The organism is Pseudoalteromonas gelatinilytica (assembly GCF_001641615.1).
Lineage (GTDB): Bacteria > Pseudomonadota > Gammaproteobacteria > Enterobacterales > Alteromonadaceae > Pseudoalteromonas > Pseudoalteromonas gelatinilytica.
Map to the genome: position 1 here is coordinate 55,169 of NZ_LRRU01000014.1, position 13,379 is coordinate 68,547.

Below are 13,379 nucleotides of genomic sequence, written 5' to 3' on the forward strand. Positions count from 1 at the left end.
GATGATGTTAATTAACTTATTAGGCTTAATGTTAATCGCGCTGATTGTTTGGTGGTTTTGGCTATATAAACCCAATAAAACAATCGTTCAAGGTAATGAAGTACTCATTGAAGTGAGGGATGGCGTGTATTCCCCATCCTCAATTCAGGTGTCTGCTAGCCAACCTGTTACCTTGAAGTTTATACGCAAAGATCAATCCCCCTGCGCTGAAACAATGCTTATTCCTTCATTGGATATAAGCGAACAGCTTAAGTTAAATGAAATTACTCAAATTACCTTATTAAACTTGTCACCGGGAGAGCATGAGTTTCACTGTCAGATGCAAATGTATCGCGGTGTCTTAAAAGTCGTTTAGGAGGGCAATATGAAAAATCAACACCCTAATTTTTGGTCAACACCTACAGGCTGGGCTGCACTGGCACTTATTGCCGCAGTGACCTACTTCTTAGTGCTTGAGCATGGTCAACATACGCTGCAATTTCTTCCCTACTTGATTTTATTGCTATGCCCCTTGATGCACGTATTTATGCATGGCAGTCATGGTAAACATGGTCACGATCATTCACATGCGCCTGATGAAAAAAAGGAAGAGAGCTTTCAAGAACTCACGGATAAAAATGCAGCCTATCGCGATGGCTACATACAAGGCTTAGAAAAGGCACGTAAGGAATCACATAAAAAGGAGAGCAGTGATGAATGAAACATATGATTATGGCTTATGGTCAATGGTGATACTGAACTCAGCAATTTTTATCTTTTTTGCCTTTAGTTTTGTCAAACCAAAAACATCAACTGATTGGAGAAGTCTAAGCGCGTTCTCTGCCTTTATTGTTGCCCTATTTACTGAAATGTATGGCTTTCCTTTAACTATCTATTTTCTGTCGGGGTGGCTGACGGAGACCTATCCAGAAGTAAATTTCTTTGCGCATGAAAATGGGCATTTATTACATACTTTCTTTGGATTTCAAGGTGATGCCCATTGGGACCCATTTCATATAGTGAGTATGGTGTTTATTGTTGCAGGTTTCTTTATGTTGTCTTCAGCATGGAATGTATTGCATCACGCGCAAAAACATCATCAATTGGCTACAACTGGATGGTATGCAAGATGTCGCCACCCACAGTATGTAGCTTTCATTCTAATCATGTTCGGCTTTTTATTGCAGTGGCCGACAATCCCAACACTTGCGATGTTTCCGATCTTAGTCGTTGTTTACGTCAAGCTAGCGAAACGCGAAGAAGCACAGGCGATTGCTGAATTTGGTTCGGAGTACCACAGGTATATGGAATCGACACCAAGTTGGATCCCAAGTTTTAATAAAAGTGTAGAAGGTAAAAATCATGAAAACGTTAACTAAATCAATTTTATTTATTAGTTCACTACTGATAACCACTAGCTCATTTGCCCAAAACAATGAGCATAAACATGAAGGTGCGAACAAAGCTGATATGCATCAAGGCATGACAATACCACATGAGAACATGGGAGAAATGCATAAAAAAATGATGGAAATGAAAAAGGAAGTCCATGCCATTAAAACTGAAAAAGATCCTGACAAGCAACAGCAGATGATGGTTGAACATCACCGTTCAATGATGAAGATGATGCAATCCATGCACAAAAATATGGAAGAAATGCCAATGCATCAACAAATCAAGATGACTGAACATCATTTAGAAATGATGGAGAACATGATGCCGCAGATGAACCGGAAAATGGAAGAAATGAAAGATAGCAATCAACAGCATTCACACAAACATTAGGAGAAAAATTATGAGCGATTTAGATCATAGAGTTGGCGTTAGAGAGCAAAATTTAGTTGTTCGAAATCTAAAGCTTAGCAATGTCACAGAAGAAAGCTGTGACGAGTTAGTAAAAGAAATAGATCAGCTTTTTGGTATAGATGAAGTTAGTTACAACATCAAAGAAGGTGAAATACACCTTGCCTATGATGCCGCAAACGTAAGCCTTGATGGGATTGAGGAGGTAATCCGTAAGTATGGCGCAGATGTTCATGATGATTGGTGGACACATACTAAAGAAAGTTACTATAAATTTGTTGATCAGAACATCAAAGATAACTCTGTTCATAAGCCTTGGAGTTGTCATCAAGCACCTTCGGGGGCTGGCCGGAAAAACAAATGAATTCATAAAAAAGTGTATAGATAATTAGTTAGTCAAATGAGGTAACAGTGATGAAAACACCCTATATAAAAGCTCTTTTATTGCTTACATTCGGTTTATATTTAGTGGGTTGTTCTAATACCACTTTTTATCATAAATACATGATGAGAGGTCAGGTAGTAGAAAGTTCTGATAATCGAACTCTAATCTGTATTGGTGCTAAGCATGGCGCAGAGGTTGGGCAAAAATACAGTGTTATTAGATTCCATGAAAGAATAGTATTGAGTGAAGGTGACGATCCCTACACTATCGAAAAGGTAGGAACGGTACAAATTACTAAAATTGTGAATGATCATTTCGCAACTGTAAAGCTAGTGTCTGGTGACATTGCAGCGAAAGATATGGTGGAACTTGAAAACTAATAAAGTGGTGGCGAAAGCCACCACAAGAGCATAACAATAAAACTTAATGAAAAAGCTTTAGTGTTATTTTGTACAACCTTTGAGATTGTTTGCTCAGTTCTGGTTATCTTGATGCCAGTACGACAGAAAAAATGTTACATATGGATTAGAAAGGTGTGGGCTGGCATCCTAGGTCTAATCTTAACAGTTAAGGAGCCGCCGAATAGAGCTATACCTTTACATCAGCAGCATAATCAATGCTCCCGCGATCATAAATAAGTTTTCAGATAGCGATACAAATCCAAGTGGCACACTACTATCGCCGCCTACACAGGCACACTTTAACTGGCGTTTGTCAATGTAAACGGCTTTGAAAACTGAAATTGCTCCAACTGTGCCGATAAACAATGAAAATGGTGCCACTGCGAGAGGCTGTAGTTGGGCAACCATACCAATACCTGCATATGCTTCAATGAAGGGATAAATATAACCATATCTTATCCATCTCATCGCTAGTAAATCATAAGTAATAAACGAATTTGTGAAACTGTATAGGTCTTTCAGTTTTTGCACCGCTAAGAGCGTCATTGAAAAAGCTATAAATAGCATCAGTGTTCTGATGGAGATAAATGAGCCGGAAGCAAAATGTTGAGATGCGACAGCAAGAAGTGCAGCTATCGAGAAAATGGCTACAACTGGCGTGTAGGTTGTGCCAGTTTGACCTGCTTCATCTTTACCAAAATACTCTCTTAAGTCATCGTATCCTCCGACACGCTTTCCTTCAATAAAGGTTTGTGGCGTAGTTTTGACATCATGCTTATCTTTGAAGTCATCAGCTTGTTGTCTTGACGTGAGCTTATGATCTTCTACATCATACCCTTGCCTCTCCAGCAAATCTTTCGACCTTAAACCATAGGGGCAGATATGTTCGTCAGTGACCATTCTGTACAGGGTAGCTGTCTTAGTCATCTTAGTCTCCTTTGTTCAGTGTGCCTTCAAACTTTGGGAGCGGTCGTTGCTCAGCCTGAGCTTGTGAGCTGACCTTTCCATTTTCAGAAATATCCTTAATCAGCCATTCCATTTCTTTTATTTCTTTTCGTTGGGCTTTAATAATACCATTTGCCAATTCACGCACGCGTACATCCTCCAAAGTTGAATGCTCACTAGTAAGAATAGCAATGGAGTGATGAGGAATCATCGCTTTCATGTAGGCAGTGTCAGAAATTGTGCTTTGAGAGCGAACAAGATAAAGACATATGGCGAACAGTATTGTCGCCAATAGAAAAATAGCCATGTTGAGCTTCTTGTTACTGTACATGCCAAGCATAAAGGCCAGCATGATCATTGCCATACCTGCTCCCATATACAACGCCATATAGATACGCGTTTCACTAAACCATATATGTGATACTGCGTAAGTGTTGAGATACATCATGACAAACATAGCAATGGTTGAGGTGATGATCATTGCAGCAAATCTTGAGTATTTCATAAGTAATCCTTACATTGATAGTGTAAATATTTCCCACTGTTAGCCTATTATTCTCTACATGTGGTCATGTTCTCGAAAAAATGCAAGTAATGAGCCAGTATCAATAAGAGTATTTGTAATACGATTGACTCAATTTCAGCGCAATTATTGTGAATCAGTACTAATCTACACATTTCGGTGTAAGAGTTTATGGGCAAAAAATCTTCTTTGAAGGAGATCAAATCAGCTTATATTTAGAGTTTGAGTTTTGAACTTGTGATAGACACAGGCGGAATTGGCTTTAGTTAACAATCTAATGTGGGAACTCAAAGTACTACAAGCTGAGCTTCAACAAATGTAAGCTCGTGTACAAGTGAAGACACAGTTAAAGCATGTGGAAGAATTAATCTTGATAGTTAGAGTTGTCATTTATTTCACTTTTTAAATGAACGAATATTGATCTTTTATCTCGTTCATGTCCGAAAGCTAAAAGTTTCCTACACATGAAAGTGGTTTTGCAAGAGTATCTACTAGAGAACAAGATTTGAATGCTCAACTGTTCAGTTGGGCTATTATGGTTGTAAAAAAATATTATAAGGCAATGTGTCTGGTACTTCGGTTAGAAATGAAAAAAGTTAAAGAAGCTAATCGATTTCATCAGGTAGGGTGATGAGGTAATAGTTACTCGCCTTGATCGGCTAGGCCGATCATTAAAGTCTATTCTTGAGGACATTGAAAGTACTCACAAACGGGGCGATTGTTCAAAGATTATTAATGGTTCTGTCAGTACAAAAAATGATAATCCGTTTACCAGTTTCATTCATAATCTGCGCAATTAGCAATAATGACGTGCGTTCATAACGGTCATAAAGAGCAATCCCCCTGCGCTGAAATAATGCTTATTCCTTCATTGGATATAAGCGAACAGCTTAAGTTAAATGAAATTACTCAAATTACCTTATTAAACTTGTCACAGGGAGAGCATGAGTTTCATTGTCAGATACAAATGTATCGCGGCGTCTTAAAAGTAATTTAGTTTTAAATAGGTCTTTTTACACACCTGAACGAGCAAAAGTAACTTAACAAAAGGCTTCTCGAAAACATTACGAGAAGCCTCTAAATTAAAGTTAAGATTTGTATTTACTGTAAACAATTCTATATAGAACAGGCAAAACAACTAAAGTAAGTAAAGTAGAGGAAATAATCCCTCCAATTACCACCGTTGCTAATGGCCTCTGAACTTCAGCCCCAGTTCCGACGTTTAATGCCATAGGAATGAAACCTAAGCTAGCAACCAAAGCGGTCATTAATACAGGGCGAAGCCTGATAGTTGCACCTTCGATAATTGAGTTTATTAGCTCTCCTGTTTCAAGTAATCGCTGTTTAATGAATGACAGCATCACCAGTCCATTTAATACAGCTATCCCTGAAAGAGCGATAAATCCAACAGCAGCAGAAATTGAAAGAGGCATGTCTCTTAACCACAAAGCCAATACGCCGCCTGTAAGTGCTAAAGGCACACCACTAAATATGATCAGGGCATCTTTTATTGAACTAAATGCTATGACAAGCAGTGTCAAAATTACAAACAATGTGGCAGGTACTACGATGGATAATCTTTGCGTTGCACTCTCAAGTTGCTCAAATGTTCCGCCGTACTCAAGCCAATAACCAGCAGGCAATTCAACATTTTGTTGAATTTTTTGCTGTGCCTCTTGTACGAATGAGCCTAGATCTCGGTTTCTAACATTTGCTGTAATTACAATTCGTCGCTTACCATTTTCTCGGCTTATTTGACTTGGAACTGTCGTATAATTTAACTCTGCAACTTCGCTTACAGGTACAAACTCACCACTTTCTGTCGCGATTGGCAAATTACCTAGCTGATCAAGGTTGGCTCTCAACAGCTCAGGATATCTAACTACAATTTCAAATCGACGATCACCTTCGAATATTAACCCTGCGCCTTCACCTGACACGACTGTTTTTAACCAAGACTGTAAGTCGCTTGCATCCAACCCGTATAGCGCTAATGCTTCAGGCTTGGGGTTAACGGTAAAGATAGGCACGTCATCAACTTGTTCGAGCCGCGCATCAGCAACACCTGAAATTGTATTGAGTGTAGCCAAAACTTCTTGTGCAGAAATGACAAGTTGGGATAGATCATCACCGTAGAGCTTAATCCCTAAATCAGCTCTTACTCCGCTAATTAATTCGTTAAATCGCATCTGAATTGGTTGAGTAAACTCATAATTATTGCCGGGAATAGAGCTGAGATCTTTTTCCAGCCTTTCAACAAAATCCTCTTTCGTTAAATTAGGGTCGGGCCATTGCTCTCTCGGCTTTAATATCAGAAAAGTATCAGTCACATTTGGCGGCATCGCGTCTGTCGCAACTTCTGCTGTGCCCGTTTTTGAAAACACCGTAACAACTTCATCATATTTCATAATTTGTTGTTCAAGTACCTTCTGCATTTCTACAGCTTGGTCAATACCCGTGCCCGGAATACGCATCGCGTGCAGTGCAATGTCACCTTCATTAAGTTGAGGAACAAATTCAGATCCTAATTTACTACCAAGTAATATGCTAAATGTCACAAGTAAAGCAGCGCCGCAAACAACTAGCCAACGTAGTTTTAAAGCCCACTTCAAAACAGGACTATAAACTGACTTAGCGCCGACAATTACTGGACTTTCTTTTTCGCTGATTTTGCCTTTCAAGAATAAAGCAACCGCAGCGGGGACTAGCGTGAAGGTAAATACCATTGCAGACAATAGAGCGATTATCACCGTTGCGGCCATCGGATGAAACATTTTGCCCTCGACACCCGATAAGGTAAACAAAGGTAAATAGACAATCGTTATGATCAATACGCCAAAAACACTAGGTCGTATAACCTCATTGGTAGCAGAATAAACAATGTCTAGGCGTTCTTTCAGGGAAATGACAGAACTATTTCGTTTTTGGCTTTCTGCTAACCGCCTAATGCAGTTCTCAACGATTATTACCGCGCCATCGACAATCAATCCAAAATCTAAGGCTCCCAGACTCATTAAATTCGCAGAGACTTTGCTTTGAACCATGCCCGTGATTGTTGCCAACATTGCCAAAGGAATTACTGCGGCGGTAATCAAAGCGGCGCGTATGTTACCCAGTAATAGGAACAATACGAAGATAACCAGTAATGCACCTTCAATAAGATTTTTCTGTACGGTGCTAATTGCTTTATCAACCAGAGTTGTCCTGTCATATAAGGGAACTATGGACACGCCTTGAGGTAAACTGTTTTGGATTTCACTAAGCTTGTCACCAACAGCCAATGCCACCGAGCGTGAATTTTCTCCTACCAGCATCATTGCGGTGCCAATCACACTTTCCTTGCCTTCCAGTGATGCAGCTCCTGTCCTTAGCTCTTTTCCTATCGCAACTTCGGCTACATCTTTAACTTTTACAAGTGTGCCGTCGTCGCTTTTTATAATGACGTTTTGGATGTCTTGAATAGATTGCAACTGAGCTTGTGAACGAACAAGAATTTGCTGTCCGCTTCTTTCGATGAATCCAGCCCCTTGATTTGCATTATTTCGCATTATTGCATTTGATAGTGCTTCACTGGTAATACCGAAGTGCAACATCCTTAACGGATCGGGATTGATATGGTATTGCTTTTTATAGCCACCAATTGCATTGATTTCCGTAATCCCTTTAACCAATGCAAGTTGTGGTTTCACTACCCAGTCATGGATCTCCCTTAACGCCATCGCATCATAGGGTAAGCCATTATTCTGCTTTGCACTTTCGTCGGCAGTTATACTGTACATGTATATTTCACCGAGGCCCGTAGCAATTGGTCCCATTTCTGGTTCAATGCCAAACGGTAGTTGCTCCTTAATTGCGCTAAGTCGCTCATTGATTAGGTTTCTGGCAAAATACAAATCTGTGCCTTCTTCAAACACAACAGTCACTTGCGACAGGCCATATCGAGAAAGTGAACGGGTATAATCCAGCTTAGGTAAACCTGCCAAGCCCGTTTCGACGATAAACGTAATCCGTTGCTCTGTTTCCAAAGGTGAATAACCTTGAGCCTGCGTGTTTATTTGTACCTGTACATTGGTTATATCTGGCACAGCGTCAATAGGTAGCTTCTGATAGTTCCATATTCCTAAAGCGATGATAAACAAGGCCATAAGCAACATAGTACCACGTCTACGGATAGATAATTCTAGTATCCAAGCGATCATATTTTCACCTCGATAATACTGAAGCCAATATGTAGAGGACAAAAAGGTCGGAGATTAGTGTTCATGTCCAGCCTCCGATTTTTTTAGATCAGCAACTAGCAGATAACTGTTCTTTACAACCACACTTTCGCCGACGTTCAAACCGTCGATGATAGCAATATTGATAGCGTCTGAAGCGCCAGTTTTTACGGCGCTAGGGTGGTATTCATTGCCTTCTTTAATAAAAACAACATCTTTGCCTTCAAACTCTTGAATGGCTCCTTTTGGCACAACAACTGGAGCAGAGTGTTGACTGGTCGTAACCGCACCTTTAATTACAGTGCCAAGCGGCCACTTGTTGGTTTTGTTATCCAATTTTACAAATGCCAATGAGTATGGCTTGTCGTTTAGTGATGGTGTTAAATAGCTAATTTGCGCACTTTGATTAAATTCAGTGCTATGAATTAGCACCTGCTGGTTAGCGTTAACCTTACTTAGCTGAGTAGGAAACACTGATAGTTGTGCCCAAACCACGTCAAAATTGGCTATTGTCAGCAAGTTTTCACCATTTGTAAGCTCGCCAATATTGGCTTGCCTAGCGACTATACGCCCAGACATTGGTGCTTTTATCGAATATTGATTTAAGCTCTCATTGGATTCAATCACTACCAACGTTTCACCTTTTTTGACCTCTTCGCCGAGATTGACTTTTACTTCCTTAATAACACCATCGAATCTAGCGTTAACGTGCGCAAGTGAGGCAGGATCGGCAACGATTTTTCCATATACAACTTCTTCGTTATGAATAACACCGCTAGTTGCTGCTACTGTTTCAATGCTGTTTTGTTTAGCCATCTCAACAGACATAGAGACTATTTCATCTTTGTGTTCTTCACTGGCTGAGGTCGTGATGGAGGTGAAACCAATTACAGCAACAAGCATTAATTTGAAAAGGCTGATTGGTGAATTTAATATATTTTTCTTTTTCATGATTAATTCTCAATAAAGCTTGAAAGTTGGCTTTCTGTATTGCCGGAAGAAATTAATGGAATGCCTGATAAGGACTCAATGGAGGCGCTTTGTTTGTGAACCTCACTTGCGGCAAAAATAAGCGCATATTGCATCTCAATAAGCTCTTTTTGAACTGAAACTAGCTCTAAATAACTAAAGCGCCCGTCCGAATAGGCTTTTTGCACTAATGACAAAGCACTTTCTTGAGGCGGAATAATACTGGTTTGTAAGGTTTCAACCGTAAGGCGAGCCTCTTCCTGAGCCGCATAAAATGTCGCTAATTGGCTGTAAATTGCTCGCTCACTGGCTTTCCGTTGCTGCTCAACTTCATCGAGTTTTGCTTTTTGAGATTGATAGCTGCCTCTATTTCTATCACTCGTAAACAGAGGGACGCTAATTCCTGCAACCAACGCAGTCTCATTGCTACCTTCAAGTCTTTTCACACCTGCGCTCCACGTTATATTAGCGTGGCTTTGTGCGTTGATTGATTGTAATTGAGCTTGCTGAATTCTCGATTGCTCTGCATAAGCTAATATATGAGGACTTTGAGAAAGTTGAGCCATGATGTATTCGAGTGATATTGTTTTGGGAAGTGCAAATAAATCGCCTGATACACGAGAGAATTGCGGTGATTGTTCTCCCCACATAATAGCTAACTTACGAACACTGGCCTCTAACTGCTTGGAAATGGTTAGCGTCTTTAGTCGAGCTGTTGCTAAAGCTGCATCAGCTCGTTTTTGCTCTGATGACGGTGCCGAACCAACACGAACTTTTTTGGAGACAGTTTGATAGGTTTCTCGTGCTAGCTTTTCTGCATTTTCATTGACGAGCATGATTTGCTGTAACGTCAAAACATCGATATAGCGAGCTGCTACTTCACCCAAAATATCGAGTGTTTGTATTCTTTTTTCAACAGCTATTGCTTGCTGTTGGGCATTAACATAAAGCTTTCTGCTATTTACCTTATCTCCCAATTCCACCACGGAAGATATTGATAAGGTAAGTTCAGCGTCGCTGAATCCAGATACATCACCTGTACCTGCAAAGTTTTCCAATTCAGCGCTGACGTTATATTCAGGTTTTAACCCTGCGGTAGCTAACTCGCCGTCTAAACGCTTTTGTTTGTATTTAAAAGCTGTTAGCTGTGGGTTGTTTGCAAGTGTTCGTTGTATTGCCTCTGACAATGAAACTGAATCAACAGTTAAGTCATTTGCAAATACATTATTAGTTGTCACTAAAAACGACAACAGAAGCAACCGTTTTACTTTCTTCCAAGCAAGTACGGGGGCCTTAAAATAAGACATATTCATATTTTGTCCTGTTTATTTTATGAAACGAGCGTTGGCTTCACCGCCTAACGCGCCAATTAAATAAAAGGACTAACTTTTGGGAGGTCGAAGTAATCTGGAAGGGGGAGCTTCAATGACTACTTTTAAATAATCAAATACCTGACTTGATTTGAAATCAATGTCTCTACTGATGTAAACATGCGTAGCAAACTGTACATGCGAGCCATTGCAGTGTCCGCAATGATGACAATCAGCGGGGTTGTGTTGGTCATTATCTGCTGATGATTGTATTAATTTTTCAGAAGAAATGTGGTCATCTAAAGCATGAACATGCTCGGTTTTTATATGCTCGGAATCAACAATATGAACATCAGCAACTTTTGCCACAGCAGAAAATGACTGAAGTAATATCAGCACTATCATGATGTATGCAGGGAATTGTTTAATATTCATTTCGTTTCAACTATCTCTTAGTTATGCCAATGTTAACACTATCGTTTAGCTTGCGTCACGACATTGCTCGTCTATGAACTCTATTTCAATTGTTGTATGAGCAAAATCAAACTCTTTAAGCTCCTGTCGCAACTCTAGCTTGTACGATTTCAGCTCTTCGTTAGATATTTCAGTGTTTAAAACAATATGGGCGGTTAAAACGTTGTGTTCACCATCAAGTGACCAGATGTGTAAGTGATGTACTTCACCCACAATGGCTTTAGAAACTATTTTCGATTTAATATTTTCAATAAGATCAATATCTGGTGTCGCTTGCAAGAAGAGCATAAGTGTCGTTTTCAGTGTTCTTACAACATTAAATAAAATAAAAAGGGTAAACCCAATTGATAAAATAGGATCGAGTATGGGCCATTCAACAAACATCAATACGATTGATACAATAAATATAGCTATCCAACCTAAAACGTCTTCAAGCAAGTGCCAGTTTAAAACTCGTTCATTTAAGGTCTTTCCATGACTTAGCTTATAGGCAGCGTAACCGTTTACCACCATGCCAAAAATAGCTAATAAAAGCATTCCTTCGACTTGAGGCATTTCGGGGTTAGCTAATCTTGGTATGGCCTCAATTAGTATAAAAACAGAACCAACAGTTAATACCAAACCGTTAATCAATGCGCCAAGCAATGAAAAGCGCTTGTAACCATATGAAAACTGGCTAGAGGCAGGCTTGTTACTGAGCTTATTTAATCCCCATGCGGTGCCTATGGAGATGCTATCTCCTAAATCATGGATAGCATCTGCCATGATTGCCGTACTATTGGTTAACCAACCTCCGATAAATTCGATGATGGTAAACGTGAGGTTTAGAAAAAAAGCCCAGCCAATGCGTCTCGAAGCGTCCTCATCATTGTGAGGGTGATCATGACCGTGAGAGTGGTTATGCATGTTGAGCCTCGGCGGTTACATTTTTTCTTCTAAGCCTTTGTACATTCCAATTAATGATATGACGGATAAAGTTTTGGTACGCCCAACGTTTAATACCCGTTAGATTGGTTCCCTGCTCAGCATAGAATTCATCGGGTGAGTCATAAAAGCCAAAGTCGTCGTGTATGCCTTCTTTTTGAATATAAGTATCTTTACCAACCCAGTTCGTCTCTGGGTTACTTATGCAGGTAGTAGCTATTCCATAACCACAAAAATTATCTTTAGCTTGACTGAATTTGGATTGAATTGAACTTAGGTAAGCTTCGTCGAGAATGAAGCCTTCTAAATTGATCCACTTACCTTCATAGAGCACTTCTACCCAGCTATGGATAATGGATTTTGGGGCAAGCCAAAATACATAAGAAGGAATAGCGCCTTTCTGAAGCTGTTGGTCAATCGTGAAACCATGAAATCGGCACTGAATACCAAGCGCTCGGAATAGAGCCATTAACAAGTTTCCCTTGGTATTGCACTGTCCATAGCCATCCGCTAAAACTTCACTCGCAGATATATCATCGCTGCGGTTGTAACCAAACTGAATCTCATCTTTAACAAAGGTGTAAGCTGCTCCTATTGTGTTGTATTCATCCATTGTATTCCAATTCCGATCTGCTATTAGAGATTGGATGCTGTGATCATCTAAGTCTAATATTTGTGTTTTCTCTAAATAATTAGCACTCATTATCCATCTCCTTTAAGAACATGATTTTGATTTACTTCCACTACAGCTATTGTTTTCGCTTGTTAACTCTGCGTTGCTCAGCTCTTTCTTCGCATCAGTAATAATCAGGTAAGCCCCTCTTAAAATTAGGGTTGCAATCACACTACCAATCACAATGTCAGGCCAGCGAGAATCAAGTAGCATCACTAAAACACCAGCAGCAATGACCCCCAAGTTTGCGATCACATCGTTGGCTGAAAATATCCAGCTTGCACGCATATGGACTTCACCATTGCTTTGCATTCTGATTAAAACTAAACAAATGACGTTTGCTATTAATGCTACAAAACCAAAGCCGATCATGAACCAAGAGTGAGGCTCACCTTCTCCGAGTCTTCTTACTATGTCAAAGATTACCAGTATTCCGAGTGTCAGCTGAAAGTAACCGCTGATAAGGGCTGCATTGGCTTTATGCTTTAAAGATCGGCTCACGGCATATAGAGCAATACCATAGACAATTGCGTCAGCCAGCATATCCATTGAATCTGCTATCAAAGCCGTTGAGTTTGCATATAGGCCCACAGTAATCTCAACGCAGAACATAACCGCATTAATACCTAGCAACCAATACAGCACATGTTTTTGTTTCGCATCTTTTAGTTCGACTTCGCAACCACAACCACTCATTGCACGGCCTTAGTTATTTGCTTGATAACTTAACTATAAAGTCTATAGTGACTATAGAGTCAAGATTTAGGACTAAAGTT

17 protein-coding genes are annotated in these 13,379 nt (G+C 39.9%); 8 read left to right on the forward strand and 9 right to left on the reverse strand.

Annotation, left to right across the window (positions count from 1 at the left end):
• The first annotated feature begins 1 nt into the window (after position 1).
• The 6 genes from NH153_RS06095 to NH153_RS06120 are packed head-to-tail and all read left to right on the forward strand — an operon-like array spanning position 2 to position 2,547.
• The gene (locus tag NH153_RS06095) at positions 2 to 355 is read left to right on the forward strand and encodes a cupredoxin domain-containing protein (protein WP_045979597.1); all 354 of its coding nucleotides are present in this window, start codon (positions 2 to 4) and stop codon (positions 353 to 355) included.
• 9 nt (positions 356 to 364) lie between these two features.
• A complete protein-coding gene (locus NH153_RS06100) occupies positions 365 to 700 on the forward strand; it encodes a DUF2933 domain-containing protein (protein ID WP_016708242.1) in 336 nt (111 codons plus the stop codon).
• Positions 693 to 1,358 carry a methyltransferase family protein gene (locus NH153_RS06105; protein WP_016708241.1) on the forward strand — a complete coding sequence of 222 codons (666 nt, stop codon included), beginning with the start codon at positions 693 to 695 and terminating at the stop codon, positions 1,356 to 1,358. The genes NH153_RS06100 and NH153_RS06105 overlap by 8 nt, the downstream gene beginning before the upstream one ends.
• Positions 1,342 to 1,764 (forward strand): hypothetical protein, encoded by a 423-nt coding sequence (locus tag NH153_RS06110; RefSeq protein ID WP_062566152.1) that lies wholly within the window; start codon positions 1,342 to 1,344, stop codon positions 1,762 to 1,764. The genes NH153_RS06105 and NH153_RS06110 overlap by 17 nt, the downstream gene beginning before the upstream one ends.
• Before the next feature lie 10 nt (positions 1,765 to 1,774).
• Positions 1,775 to 2,146 carry a hypothetical protein gene (locus NH153_RS06115; RefSeq protein WP_019677951.1) on the forward strand — a complete coding sequence of 124 codons (372 nt, stop codon included), beginning with the start codon at positions 1,775 to 1,777 and terminating at the stop codon, positions 2,144 to 2,146.
• Between the two features lie 50 nt (positions 2,147 to 2,196).
• Positions 2,197 to 2,547: a hypothetical protein gene (locus tag NH153_RS06120; protein WP_062566151.1), complete on the forward strand. Its 351-nt coding sequence runs from the start codon at positions 2,197 to 2,199 to the stop codon at positions 2,545 to 2,547.
• 216 nt (positions 2,548 to 2,763) lie between these two features.
• On the opposite strand, the gene NH153_RS06125 is transcribed toward NH153_RS06120, so the two are convergent.
• Together NH153_RS06125 and NH153_RS06130 are read right to left on the reverse strand one after the other, a co-directional pair.
• Entirely contained in the window at positions 2,764 to 3,495 is a 732-nt protein-coding gene (locus NH153_RS06125; protein ID WP_016708238.1) for a MauE/DoxX family redox-associated membrane protein, read from the reverse strand.
• Between the two features lies 1 nt (position 3,496).
• Entirely contained in the window at positions 3,497 to 4,018 is a 522-nt protein-coding gene (locus NH153_RS06130; RefSeq protein ID WP_008109672.1) for a DUF305 domain-containing protein, read from the reverse strand.
• 698 nt (positions 4,019 to 4,716) lie between these two features.
• Here NH153_RS06130 and NH153_RS22045 point away from each other — a divergent pair.
• Positions 4,717 to 4,836: a hypothetical protein gene (locus tag NH153_RS22045; protein ID WP_353683143.1), complete on the forward strand. Its 120-nt coding sequence runs from the start codon at positions 4,717 to 4,719 to the stop codon at positions 4,834 to 4,836.
• Positions 4,837 to 4,892: 56 nt separating this feature from the next.
• Complete coding sequence (locus tag NH153_RS21565) at positions 4,893 to 5,033, forward strand: cupredoxin domain-containing protein (RefSeq protein ID WP_229677580.1); 141 nt, start codon at positions 4,893 to 4,895, stop codon at positions 5,031 to 5,033.
• Positions 5,034 to 5,124: 91 nt separating this feature from the next.
• Here NH153_RS21565 and NH153_RS06135 read toward each other — a convergent pair whose 3' ends face one another.
• The 7 genes from NH153_RS06135 to NH153_RS06165 all read right to left on the reverse strand — a co-directional run bounded on the left by NH153_RS06135 (position 5,125) and on the right by NH153_RS06165 (position 13,299).
• The gene (locus NH153_RS06135) at positions 5,125 to 8,235 is read right to left on the reverse strand and encodes an efflux RND transporter permease subunit (RefSeq protein WP_016708236.1); all 3,111 of its coding nucleotides are present in this window, start codon (positions 8,233 to 8,235) and stop codon (positions 5,125 to 5,127) included.
• A gap of 54 nt (positions 8,236 to 8,289) precedes the next feature.
• Entirely contained in the window at positions 8,290 to 9,204 is a 915-nt protein-coding gene (locus tag NH153_RS06140) for an efflux RND transporter periplasmic adaptor subunit (RefSeq protein WP_016708235.1), read from the reverse strand.
• A gap of 2 nt (positions 9,205 to 9,206) precedes the next feature.
• Complete coding sequence (locus NH153_RS06145; protein WP_029216105.1) at positions 9,207 to 10,535, reverse strand: TolC family protein; 1,329 nt, start codon at positions 10,533 to 10,535, stop codon at positions 9,207 to 9,209.
• 69 nt (positions 10,536 to 10,604) lie between these two features.
• On the reverse strand, positions 10,605 to 10,967 hold the full coding sequence (locus tag NH153_RS06150; protein ID WP_016708233.1) for a hypothetical protein: 363 nt from the start codon (positions 10,965 to 10,967) through the stop codon (positions 10,605 to 10,607).
• A 45-nt stretch (positions 10,968 to 11,012) separates the two neighbouring features.
• Positions 11,013 to 11,912 carry a cation diffusion facilitator family transporter gene (locus NH153_RS06155; RefSeq protein ID WP_016708232.1) on the reverse strand — a complete coding sequence of 300 codons (900 nt, stop codon included), beginning with the start codon at positions 11,910 to 11,912 and terminating at the stop codon, positions 11,013 to 11,015.
• Positions 11,905 to 12,633, reverse strand: coding sequence for a transglutaminase-like domain-containing protein (locus NH153_RS06160; RefSeq protein WP_016708231.1), 729 nt, complete (start codon positions 12,631 to 12,633; stop codon positions 11,905 to 11,907). The genes NH153_RS06155 and NH153_RS06160 overlap by 8 nt, the downstream gene beginning before the upstream one ends.
• A 12-nt stretch (positions 12,634 to 12,645) precedes the next feature.
• Positions 12,646 to 13,299 carry a cation efflux transmembrane domain-containing protein gene (locus tag NH153_RS06165; protein WP_016708230.1) on the reverse strand — a complete coding sequence of 218 codons (654 nt, stop codon included), beginning with the start codon at positions 13,297 to 13,299 and terminating at the stop codon, positions 12,646 to 12,648.
• Between the last annotated feature and the right edge of the window lie 80 nt (positions 13,300 to 13,379).

What these genes read in the sequence shown, in the direction of transcription:
- NH153_RS06095 (WP_045979597.1), top strand. Translation starts at nt 2, where the DNA reads ATGATGTTAATTAACTTATTAGGCTTAATGTTAATCGCGCTGATTGTT.
- NH153_RS06100 (WP_016708242.1), top strand. Translation starts at nt 365, where the DNA reads ATGAAAAATCAACACCCTAATTTTTGGTCAACACCTACAGGCTGGGCT.
- NH153_RS06105 (WP_016708241.1), top strand. Translation starts at nt 693, where the DNA reads ATGAATGAAACATATGATTATGGCTTATGGTCAATGGTGATACTGAAC.
- NH153_RS06110 (WP_062566152.1), top strand. Translation starts at nt 1,342, where the DNA reads ATGAAAACGTTAACTAAATCAATTTTATTTATTAGTTCACTACTGATA.
- NH153_RS06115 (WP_019677951.1), top strand. Translation starts at nt 1,775, where the DNA reads ATGAGCGATTTAGATCATAGAGTTGGCGTTAGAGAGCAAAATTTAGTT.
- NH153_RS06120 (WP_062566151.1), top strand. Translation starts at nt 2,197, where the DNA reads ATGAAAACACCCTATATAAAAGCTCTTTTATTGCTTACATTCGGTTTA.
- NH153_RS06125 (WP_016708238.1), bottom strand. Translation starts at nt 3,495, where the DNA reads ATGACTAAGACAGCTACCCTGTACAGAATGGTCACTGACGAACATATC.
- NH153_RS06130 (WP_008109672.1), bottom strand. Translation starts at nt 4,018, where the DNA reads ATGAAATACTCAAGATTTGCTGCAATGATCATCACCTCAACCATTGCT.
- NH153_RS21565 (WP_229677580.1), top strand. Translation starts at nt 4,893, where the DNA reads ATGCTTATTCCTTCATTGGATATAAGCGAACAGCTTAAGTTAAATGAA.
- NH153_RS06135 (WP_016708236.1), bottom strand. Translation starts at nt 8,235, where the DNA reads ATGATCGCTTGGATACTAGAATTATCTATCCGTAGACGTGGTACTATG.
- NH153_RS06140 (WP_016708235.1), bottom strand. Translation starts at nt 9,204, where the DNA reads ATGAAAAAGAAAAATATATTAAATTCACCAATCAGCCTTTTCAAATTA.
- NH153_RS06145 (WP_029216105.1), bottom strand. Translation starts at nt 10,535, where the DNA reads ATGAATATGTCTTATTTTAAGGCCCCCGTACTTGCTTGGAAGAAAGTA.
- NH153_RS06150 (WP_016708233.1), bottom strand. Translation starts at nt 10,967, where the DNA reads ATGAATATTAAACAATTCCCTGCATACATCATGATAGTGCTGATATTA.
- NH153_RS06155 (WP_016708232.1), bottom strand. Translation starts at nt 11,912, where the DNA reads ATGCATAACCACTCTCACGGTCATGATCACCCTCACAATGATGAGGAC.
- NH153_RS06160 (WP_016708231.1), bottom strand. Translation starts at nt 12,633, where the DNA reads ATGAGTGCTAATTATTTAGAGAAAACACAAATATTAGACTTAGATGAT.
- NH153_RS06165 (WP_016708230.1), bottom strand. Translation starts at nt 13,299, where the DNA reads ATGAGTGGTTGTGGTTGCGAAGTCGAACTAAAAGATGCGAAACAAAAA.